This is a genomic window from Methanolobus sp. (assembly GCF_016278385.1).
Taxonomy (GTDB): domain Archaea; phylum Halobacteriota; class Methanosarcinia; order Methanosarcinales; family Methanosarcinaceae; genus Methanolobus.
In genome coordinates this window covers 1-10,954 of the sequence record NZ_JADQBY010000051.1, presented here as the reverse complement: position 1 = coordinate 10,954, position 10,954 = coordinate 1, and the positions used below count along the sequence as shown (strand labels likewise).

Here is a 10,954-nt window from a genome sequence, read left to right as displayed (position 1 = left end):
TTGTTATACACATAAAAAAAAGAGCTGTATTGTATTTATTCTTTTTGCTATTGTTAGTCTATTGCATAACTATTGTTGCAATGTTGTATTTATACTGTTATTGCAATAGTATCATTAGATGGTAAAAAGAAACAAACCGTTAATAACGGCAAGTGTTAGTCCCTATATAAAAGAGCAAGCGGACGCACTCGTGGATTCGGGCAACTTTGGGAGTATGTCCGATCTTGTCAGTATTGCCTTAGCGGAGTTTATTGGAAATTACAAGCGTGAACACGGCATGACTGCTCACAAATCACCCTTAACTACTTCAAAAGACGACAAGCCGATTGTTGTTGAGCACATAATCGAGTAATTTTTTTGGCATTATTAACAGTGTGAATATATAATTTGTATGTAGAAAATAAATCAAAAATGGAATCAATAGACTAGAATCAAAAGGTGTATGAATATGGACTTTATCGATCATGTAAAAGCGTTGGCTGCTAAGGTGCCTGCCCTGAAAGACAGCATCCAGACTGAAGAAGCGACAAAAAACGCACTTGTTATGCCAATGATTAATATTCTTGGCTACAATGTTTTTGACCCTACGGAAGTAATTCCGGAATTTACTGCAGATCATGGCACCAAGAAAGGCGAAAAAGTAGATTATGCAATCATCAAAGACAACGAGCCTATCATATTAATAGAGTGCAAACCGATCGGATCAGACTTAAACACCAACCACGCATCACAATTATTTAGATACTTCAATGTTACTTCTGCGAAAGTGGGTATTCTAACCAATGGTACAACATATCGATTCTTTTCAGATCTAGAAGATGCCAACAAAATGGATGACAAACCTTTCCTGGAAATAGACCTTCTCAATCTCAAAGATGAACAGGTAGAGGAGTTGAAGCGCTTTAAAAAAGAACGTTTTGATATTTGTGAACTTGAATCGGTTGCAAATGAATTAAAATATACTAAGGAAATTAAACAGATACTTTTAAAAGAAATGAACAAACCATCTGATGAGTTTGTTAAGTTCTTTGCTAATCAGGTATATACTGGCCGGATCACACCCAATAAGCGTGACCAGTTTACAGCAATCACCAAAAATGCATTTAACCAGTTTATTAACGACCGTATCAATGAAAGGTTAAAGATTGCAATGTCAGACAGGGATACTGTAGACTCTGTCGAAATAGATGATGACATAGAACCTGTTGATGATGGAATAGTCACTACTGAAGAAGAAATCGAAGGGTATCATATCGTCAAAGCAATTCTCCGTGAAACTATCTCGCCTGAACGGATTATTATGAGAGATACTAAAAGCTATTGTGGGATTCTTTTAGATGATAACAATCGAAAACCAATATGTAGACTTCGATTTAATTCTTCTCAGAAATATGTAGGTATCCTTGATGATGAACGCAAAGAAGTAAAAACACCCATTGAAGAACTGAATGATATCTACAAGCTGGCAGATGTGATTAAAGCAGCCGTTGAGCGAATGGAAAGTCTAAATGATAATTAGTATACTTGCCTAATGTATAAGCGTGAGCAGAAAGAGAAGACAGCTGCTCACAAATCACCCTTAACTACTTCAAAAGACGATAAGCCAATTATAGTTGAGCACATAATCGAGTAAAATTGGTTCGAATCGCACCCTTCGCACTTTAGAAAAGGGTAATAGGTAAGTGTAAAAAACGGAACTGTTATCAAATTATGCAAGTGTTTTGTTAGTTTTTTTAAAATAGATTTTTTATATATAACCAAAAACAAAAGGTTTATAGTTAATTTTTTGCATATGGTATTATATTAATGGAGAGTTTAATAATATGACTTTGAAATACAAGTTATCAAAGTATTTGAATAATCGAAAATATAAACCCTATTTCAAAATTATTCCAATCTTAAGTATATTGGCAATTATCATATTGAATGCAGATAATGAATCTGCTTTTTCATCTGATCAATCCTTTCAAAATCAAATTATGTCTTTCATTTCTGACTTCCAAAATAGTTTCAATTTCTCAGATATTACTCAAGTAGTTACTACAATATTAATTCTAATTGCAATATGGACAGGCTTTAAGTATTGGTTACTTAACTATCGAATTATTCGAAAGAATAAAAAAATAACTGAACAGATTCTATTCGCAGTTTCAATTGTCGTTTTTTCAGGACATATTGTATACAACTCAGCTATAGGCAAAATGTTTGATACACTTATATTTTTTGTACTTCTGTATGTAATTTTAGCTTCTACTTGGCTTCTAGCTAAAATAATAGATTCATTTAATTTGGAAAACGATTTATATTGTTGGGGTTTGCGTTTAATAGGTATTGTAACAATGTTTTTTGGTTTCATAATATTTAGTAGTGGAACTTTTGCAATGGCTTTTTCTGATGCTACAAGCTCAAATATATTTTGGATAGCAGGTATTTGTTTAATGCTCTTGGGAGCTTTTAGTGAATATAGATCTTTCAGAAGGCATGGAGTTTTTGTATATTTAAGATAGAAGTTGGTGAGGGAGAATGGGTTTAGCTGACAGAGATTATACAAACCGAAGTCATAAAGTGAATATTACTAAAAGAAATAACAATTTGGAGATAAATACAAAAGACTCTATACAACGTGTAACCCATAAATCGAGTTCGTTTTGTGAATATTGTGGAAAAGAGATTGAGATTAAGCAAGTCAAGGAAACCCAGACTATATCAAAAATAGAGAAAGGCTTGGTAATAGATGAAACTGTTGAAGTATTTGTTGAGAAGCGAGAGTCATTGATCTGTTCTACTTGTGGTGGCACATTTTGTCCTTCTTGCATTAAATCATTCTATAAAAATAAGAATGATTTCGTTTTAACGAATATTTGCAAAAGATGTCAAGAAAACGAGAGTGAAGAAAAGAAAAAAAACTGCACGCATAATTATGTAAAGCGATTCATACGGAAAGATAATTATTTTGATTACTATGAATTAGAATGCCTGATTTGTAGTGATAAAAAAGGAATTGCTGAGCCAATAGAGAAAATAAAGAAAGAGGCTGAACCAAACCCAGCACAAAAAAGAACAACACAAGCAAAACCTAAAACAAAAGAAAAAAACACCCCACATGCAAAGCCAAAATCACAGAAAAAAGGGATTTCAAAGATTGTAGATTCTGTCAAAGGTATTTTTAGATAGGACTCTTATACTAAGCTTCCCACATTTCTAATCTTTACTTAATATGTGTATTCAAACTAAAAGGCTTATCCGCTTCAGCATTCTTCTTCATGTAATGGAGAGTACCTTTAGAGAATCCCATTTTCTTCCAAAAGACATATACTATAAGAAATCCACATTATGCAAGTGATAATATGATTCATGAAGAAAGAAATAAGTTATCGGAAAAGACTCAAAACATGACTCGTGCAATTGATTCTCTGAAAGAAGAGCTGGAAGCAGTTGACTGGTACACCCAGAGAGCAGATGCCTGCACTGACGAGAACCTGAAGAAAATATTAGTGCACAACGCAAATGAAGAGAAAGAACATGCAGCTATGCTTCTCGAATGGATCAGGCAGAATGATGATAATTTTGCAAAGGAGCTTAAAGAATACCTTTTCAGCAAAGAGAAAGACATAGCAAGCCTTGAAGAAGGCTAAATTAAATATTTATTATTACTTTTTTAGGCAAAACGACTCAAATATCATTTCTACGTCTTCAACCTTTCTAATAGCTGGTCAGTAATACCTGGAGTTGGATAGCGGATGATGGTAGTTGGTTAAGCGGGGGTGCAAAAAAACTCACTTCGGTGCCATCCAACTTCCTTTTACTATCATGTGGTTTAATATATATTTCTTCTGGAATTACACGATGTTATTTCCAAAATTAAAATAGAACTTTTTGCATACGTTAAAAAAGTTTATTAACACATATAGAGTACAACATATCAAGGATCATTAGCGCAACATAGATTGCGATGAATATCAACAATTGACTAAACTTAGATTCTGCAAAGATTTCCATTGTATATGTATAATCCACATAAACATTATTAACTCTTTTGAGCCTATTAAAATATGGATTCTAATCAATCGAAAGAAATATACCTATATATCTCTTTAATCCAAACAGATGTGGAAGATGGGTGAAAACACATGTATATAAAAACACAATGCCCTGTCTGTGGAGACAGTAATTATCACAACATCAGGTTACGCGTGGTCGAAGAGATAAAAAAGCAGCGTTCAACATTCACAGTGACAGATGCTGAAATTACAGATACTGTAAGTGAAGAAGAACTTGCACATGAGGTTATGATGGTGCTGAGTGATCATCTCTACAATGGAATATCCACCAATGAGCTCTGTAAGATTCTCAAAGACAAGTTTGGCATCCTGGCCAGATATTGCTGTGACATCATCCAACAGCTGAAGATAGAGATGGATATGTATTGTCCAGATAGGCAGCATTTGTATTTTGTGTAGGACATAATGAAGTAGATCTCTAATTCGGATCATCCTTTGTCTTGAGATTTCCAGGTATCATGAATTCAAACGTACTCCCTTTACCGACCTCACTGGTCAACCATATCTTCCCACCCTGGATCTCAACAAACTCCTTTGCTAGAGCAAGACCAAGGCCTGCACCACCATGTCTACGATCCAATACAGGCTCTAGTTGGACAAATGGTTTAAAAAGTACTTTCTGATCATCTTCCGATATTCCAATTCCGGTATCATTAACGCTAATATGAAGATCTTTGTTCGCATCCTGCATGAGCTCTACAGTCACTTCTCCACTAGATGGAGTGAACTTAATAGCGTTGCTTATAAGATTGAGCAATATGGTATGGAGTTTGGACCTGTCGCAGATCATACTGTCATTCGACGAGTCAATGTGATTGAATTCAAGGTCGACATCCTTTTTAATAGCCATGGGAGATGTGATTTTTTGAACATCAGACAACAGGGATAATAAAGAGAACTCAGTGATTTCAAGTTCCATTCTTCCTCCTTCTATTTCAGCAATCTGATTTAAAGAAGTTAACAGATCGAACAATTTAGAACCCGCATGCTTGATGGATTTTACACTTTTTACTTGAATGGGTGTAAGAGGCCCAAGATTTCCTTCTATAAGCACATCAGAGAATCCTACAACATGGCTCAAAGGAGTACGTAGTTCATGATTTATCATGGAGAGGAATTCACTTCGTGTTTTTGATGCATTTTCAAGCAACAGTTTTGCTTCTATAAGCATCTTTTCTATTTTCTTGATCTCTGTAACATCCCTGGCAATGCCTGCAATTCTTTCAGGTATTCCATCAACTCCATAAACCAGATGAGCATTTACTGACATATAGATTAAATTACCACTTTTGCTTCTAAGAAGCACAGTGTGATTATTCAAATCTCCTGATACTTTCAAAGTTTCAATCACTCTCTTTCGTTCACTAGGTACGGTATATAGTGCCTCCATAGAATGACCAATTAATTCTTCAGGCTCAAACTCGAGATAGTGTTTTATGGAAGGACTGAGAGTTAGTATAGTCCCATCCATTTGTGTTTCAAAATAAATATCATGGATCTCTTTAAATATTCTCTTGTATCTGTTTTCTCTTTCTTTGATCTCAGCGTCTTTACGGGCGTGCTCAATTGCATTTGCAAAAACCTCTCCCATCAACTTCAGAAGTCCCAAATACCCATCTATCTTTTTACCGATACATGGAGAAACCAAACACAGATTACCCAGGATTTTCCCGCGATATTCCATTGGCACACTTACTAATGAATTTATATTTGATTTCGTCAATGTTCTTTTTTCAAGAAATGCTTCGGGGAGAAGATCATCAAGATTGCGAATGTAAAATGTTTTTCCGGTTAACAGTTCTTTTCTCCACCAGTGGTGATCAGCTATATTGAAATTATCAAAATGATTAATATCAGGATCAATACCCTCTGCATTCCACACGTGAGTTTCCTTGATATACAGGTAATCATCGGAGAACATAAAAACTCCGACCTTTTCAACTCCTGTCAATTGACCAATCATTTCCAAGGCTTTGTTTATTGATGTATCCGTGTCTTCAGGCTTCATGCACATGAAAAGAGAGGAAATTTTGGAATGGATCGTACCAAAATTCATAAAGGCACTTAATTCCAATTCAACCTTACTGCGACCAATTGCGCTTTCTAGGTGTGCAACAATAAGTTCTAGTACTGTCACGACTTGTTCTGGAATTTCTTCTGTCGAATGAGAACAAACACTCATTACAGCTATCACTTTGTCATTGTACTCCATAGGGAGCAACAACATGGCACTTAATTTCTCTGAATCATGGATATCATATGGATATAAAGATGATATTTCATCACCTTTGATAAGTGAGGACTTCCCTGACATCGCGGGTCCCATAAAATGAACTGGTTGTTTTACTTCCCTTAAATACTGTTCGAATTTTGGTAAAAATCCCTTGCATGCAACAAATTCAAGATCCTTTGCATCTCCCTCAACAAAATGGATTACTCCAGAGTCAATTGTATCAAGTTGTAACAGATTGTCAAGAACCAGACTTAACTTTTCATGAAGGCTGTTTGTTGAACTTACGATAACAGCAACATCATGTTGAATACGCAGAAGATTTGTCATGTTGGCACCAGTTCTCATAAAATGAAGACGCGAGTGGAATATATTATGATGTATATAAAAACACAAATGGCATCTTATATAAATATTATTGAACATATAGAGGGTTTAGACACAGTTAGAAACGAGTTACTCGAAAATGAAAATTACCTCGGCATCAACGAATATTTGGCTAAAACAAAGTAGAAAACTATTAATAGTATACTTATCCCAAATACTTTGGTAAGGTGTACGGTATTATAGCGGTGAGCCCATACCAACCACCTGAATAATTTTGCTATGAAGTCCAAAACTTCATATCCAACCTGTCCTATATTGTACTACAGTGAAGGTGTGAGCATTAAGTTGCTCGTTGCGCTCTCTTCCTCAGCGTCGATATCTTTTAACCGAAAAAGACTCGCTCATGAGTTCCTGATTTTCTATATTTTGTATGGGTGAGGTTTCTGTGGACCTAAAAGATATTCTCATCATAGCGTTAATCTTCTTAATAGTGCTTGCTATTCTAAATAACATACTTGCTTTGTTTGCTATTGCAATACGACTACTAGTTAGCCCGATGTGTCTTATTTTTGTCGTGGTCGTAATAGCTGCTGTTTTGCTTTTTATAACGAAGATCTTTAAATGAGACAATGATGGCTTTTTTCAAATTTTATTTTTTGTAAGCCTATTTTCCGGCTTTGAAGAAAGCATATTATTAGCAAGTTCAAAATCATAGATGACTCGGATGCATGTATATATCATAGTATTTGTGTAACATGTTCAATAAGTGTTCAGCAGTGACTCAACGCAATATGGGATGGGTCATAAGTGTTCGTTTGTGCTTGATAATACCTATGAAGGATTTCTACAGAATCATTCTGTTACCTTCAATAATTATTACATAAACGCAACTCTCCGGATTAACATACATATAATTAATATAAATTTTAAATATATATTTATATATGATAAGGTGGTTTATTAGATGAATGATAACGCCGTTAACAGTGTGGAGATTTTATAATGTTTGGAATAAACAACAAATTTAACAAAGAAGTATCTGCCGTCTTTGAAAGTATAAACAGTGGTATGCTGGAAACTAGATTAGATGCTAATTCGTGTGGTAGCAATAACGAATTGTGCAAAACTCTTAATTCTTTTCTTGATGAAGCTGCTAAGTGGAAAGAGTCTGCAGACTTCATGGCTACAATTCTTAACAATATTCCAACACCGGTCGTAACAATGGATACGAATTTATCCATCAGCTTCATAAACTCTGCAGGAGCTGCTGTGCTTGGAAGCACTCCGGATACTTGTGTCGGCAAGAAATGTTTTGATCTATTTAAGACTCCGCACTGTAATACAGAAAACTGTCAGGTGGTAAAAGCCATGAAGACAGGTCAGGTTTGTACTGCAGACACAGTTGCGAACCTGCCATCGTGTCATCTCCCAATCCGCTATACAGGTGCTGCTCTGCAAGACGGGAAAGGCAATGTTATAGGCGGGCTTGAGTATGTGCTTGACATTACTACTGAGACTGGCATTACCGAAGACCTCCTGAATCTTGCAGAAGCAGCTGTAAAAGGTCAGCTGGAGGTAAGAGCTGACGCAGATAAGTTCACGGGTAATAACCATGAGATAGTGACAGCCGTAAATAAGACTCTTGATGCAGTAATACACCCACTCAATTTCGCTGCGGAATATGTTGAACGTATTTCAAAAGGTGACATACCTGAGAAGATTACAGAGGAATATTATGGTGACTTCAACGAGATTAAGAAAAATCTCAACCAGTGCATAGATGCCATCAATGCTCTTGTCGAGGATTCGGCAAGCATGGCGGAAGCAGGCACTTGTGGCCATGTTGACTTGCGTGTAGATACTGTTCGTCATGGTGGTGAGTTCAGGAAAATTGTCAATGGTTTGAACACTCTTCTTGATGCGATTGAACAACCACTCAATGAATGTAATGATGTTCTCCATAAAATAGCTGTTAACGACCATACTACTGCTGTAGAGGGTCAATATAGCGGTATATTTGAGCAGAATGCCTACGCTGTCAATGAAGTTCGGAGCCGCATACTGGCAATGGTGGATGCGAACAAGAAGATTGCTTCAGGCGACCTGAGTGATCTTGAAAAATTCAAGAAAATTGGCAAGCGCTCAGAGAATGATGAGCTTATTCCATGTTATATCTCAATGATGAGTAACATAGAAGGAATAGTTGATGAATTCATTAAGCTTGGTAACGCTGCAGAAGCCGGAAACCTTGACTACAGGGCTGATGATTCCATCTACGAAGGACGCTTTAATGATGCTATTAACACTGTCAACCAGGCTATAGATGCACTTGTGACCCCGCTGAATGAGTCAATGCGCATTGTTAATGATTATTCCGAAGGTAGTCTTGATGCGAGGTTCAGCTTCACAAGAAAAGGTGATTTTAAGGTATTCTCTGATTCACTTGACAATTTTGGAGAGAACCTGCAGGCAATTATTGCAGATTCATCCGATGTTCTTGAAGCTATGTCCAACAATGACCTTAGCAGGCCTGGTAAGGTTCAGGGTGTTGGTGAGTTCAAAGTTCTGACAGGTGGTATTGAGAACACCAGAAGATCATTGAACAATGTAGTTTCAATGGTACACGATAGCTCAAGGAACGTTGCATCAGCGGCTGAAGAAATGTCAGCATCCGTCGAACAGATGTCATCTTCATCCTACCAGATAGCTGATACGATATCAGAGATTTCAAGAGGTGCTCAGAGTCAAGCTGCAAAGACAGAAGAAGTCTCACGTGCCATGATTGACATGACCCTTACTGTACAGGAAGTTGCCACAAATTCACAGAAGGCAGCAGAAAATACAAAGGATTCAAATGAACTAATAAATAATCTTGGTTCAATTGCCAAAGATCTTCTCGACAAGATGGATTCCATTAAGAATGCATCTGCCGAGTCTTCTGGTGTTATAATGGAACTTGATGGCAAATCCAAGCAGATTGGTGAAATTGTGAGCCTTATCACAAATATTGCAGATCAGACTAACCTTCTTGCACTCAATGCAGCAATTGAAGCCGCGCGTGCAGGTGAGCATGGTCGTGGATTTGCTGTTGTGGCAGATGAGGTGAGAAAACTTGCCGAAGATTCAGGTAATGCTGCAAAACAGATTGCAACGCTTATCGCAGAGATCCAGGAGGGTACGCGTAATGCAGTTACGTCCATGCAACAAGGTTCCATTGAAGTGGAAACAGGTTCAAACGCCCTCAATGAAGCAGCTGATGTTATTGAAAAGGTAGTAGGTGCCGGTAGCCAGATAGCAAATATGGTACAGGAGATTGCTGCTGCTGCACAGGAACAGTCTGCTTCCATTGAAGAAGTAACTTCTTCAGTAGAAGAGGTCAGTGCTATTTCCGAGGAATCCGCTTCAGGAACTGAAGAAGCATCTGCTGCTGTTGAGGAACAGAGTGCTACAATACAGGAACTTTCAAGATCATCAGAGGATCTCGCAAGCCTCGCGGGTGAAATGAAAGTAGTCGTTGACAGGTTTATACTGGATTCTACGTTTACGTCAGGTGGACAGACTGACAATTCAGGAAAAATAAAATCAACTAAAAAAGTAGAGCATGCTCTTGTTTAATGGGATGTGATACAATATGACAGATGATTTAATATCTGAAACAAGTTCTACCGATGAACTTTTACAAATGGTGGTTTTCCAGCTTGGTGGAGAGGAATTCGGAGTAGGGATTATGAAGGTTCAGGAGATCATAAGGATGCCTGAGATCACGCAAATCCCACAATCTCCAGAATATGTAGAGGGTGTTATCAATCTTCGTGGTAAGATAATTGTGGTTCTAAATCTTGATAAGCGCTTTAATCTTCGATCCAAGGATATAGATGAGCATTCGCGCATAATTGTCGTTGAGATTGGTGACAATGTTGTGGGTATGATCGTTGATTCTGTAAATGAAGTATTGAGGATCCCTGCTTCAAACATTGATCCAGCACCTGAACTGGTCATGTCCAATGTAAGTAAGGATTATATCACAGGTGTAGGTAAACTGGATGATCGCCTTCTGATACTTCTTGACCTTAGTAAAGTATTGAACAAGAAAGAAGTTGAAGATATCGTAAATCTTGCCTGATATTCAGGCAACCGATATTTTATACTTTCTTTACTTTTTTTACAGATAATGTATGAATATTTTCAGGGAATACAACGTTGGGAATAATTAGGGAGAGAATCTATATCAAAACTATAAATACTACTTCTTCGAATTTTATTATGGGGATATTAATGGAAAATTCAGGGAACTTTCTGATGAACAATGGAAATTTATTCGACTACATTTACCACC

At 36.8% G+C, this 10,954-nt stretch carries 9 protein-coding genes; 8 read left to right on the top strand and 1 reads right to left on the bottom strand.

Features of this window, described 5'->3' with window-relative positions:
* The first annotated feature begins 118 nt into the window (after positions 1-118).
* From QZZ23_RS14570 to QZZ23_RS14540, 6 genes are all read left to right on the top strand, one after another.
* Positions 119-352 (top strand): hypothetical protein, encoded by a 234-nt coding sequence (locus tag QZZ23_RS14570; protein WP_292471614.1) that lies wholly within the window; start codon positions 119-121, stop codon positions 350-352.
* Between the two features lie 96 nt (positions 353-448).
* Entirely contained in the window at positions 449-1,519 is a 1,071-nt protein-coding gene (locus QZZ23_RS14565) for a type I restriction endonuclease (RefSeq protein ID WP_292471611.1), read from the top strand.
* A gap of 304 nt (positions 1,520-1,823) precedes the next feature.
* Entirely contained in the window at positions 1,824-2,507 is a 684-nt protein-coding gene (locus QZZ23_RS14560; protein ID WP_292471608.1) for a hypothetical protein, read from the top strand.
* 16 nt (positions 2,508-2,523) lie between these two features.
* Entirely contained in the window at positions 2,524-3,174 is a 651-nt protein-coding gene (locus tag QZZ23_RS14555; protein WP_292471606.1) for a hypothetical protein, read from the top strand.
* A 173-nt stretch (positions 3,175-3,347) separates the two neighbouring features.
* Entirely contained in the window at positions 3,348-3,635 is a 288-nt protein-coding gene (locus tag QZZ23_RS14545) for a ferritin family protein (protein WP_292471603.1), read from the top strand.
* 495 nt (positions 3,636-4,130) lie between these two features.
* The gene (locus QZZ23_RS14540; RefSeq protein WP_292471600.1) at positions 4,131-4,460 is read left to right on the top strand and encodes a hypothetical protein; all 330 of its coding nucleotides are present in this window, start codon (positions 4,131-4,133) and stop codon (positions 4,458-4,460) included.
* 19 nt (positions 4,461-4,479) lie between these two features.
* Here the strand turns inward: QZZ23_RS14540 and QZZ23_RS14535 are convergent, their stop codons facing one another.
* Entirely contained in the window at positions 4,480-6,621 is a 2,142-nt protein-coding gene (locus QZZ23_RS14535; protein ID WP_292471597.1) for an ATP-binding protein, read from the bottom strand.
* Between the two features lie 999 nt (positions 6,622-7,620).
* Here QZZ23_RS14535 and QZZ23_RS14530 point away from each other — a divergent pair.
* The gene (locus tag QZZ23_RS14530) at positions 7,621-10,233 is read left to right on the top strand and encodes a methyl-accepting chemotaxis protein (RefSeq protein ID WP_292471595.1); all 2,613 of its coding nucleotides are present in this window, start codon (positions 7,621-7,623) and stop codon (positions 10,231-10,233) included.
* Positions 10,234-10,249: 16 nt separating this feature from the next.
* Positions 10,250-10,741, top strand: coding sequence for a chemotaxis protein CheW (locus QZZ23_RS14525; RefSeq protein ID WP_292471592.1), 492 nt, complete (start codon positions 10,250-10,252; stop codon positions 10,739-10,741).
* Positions 10,742-10,954: the final 213 nt, after the last annotated feature.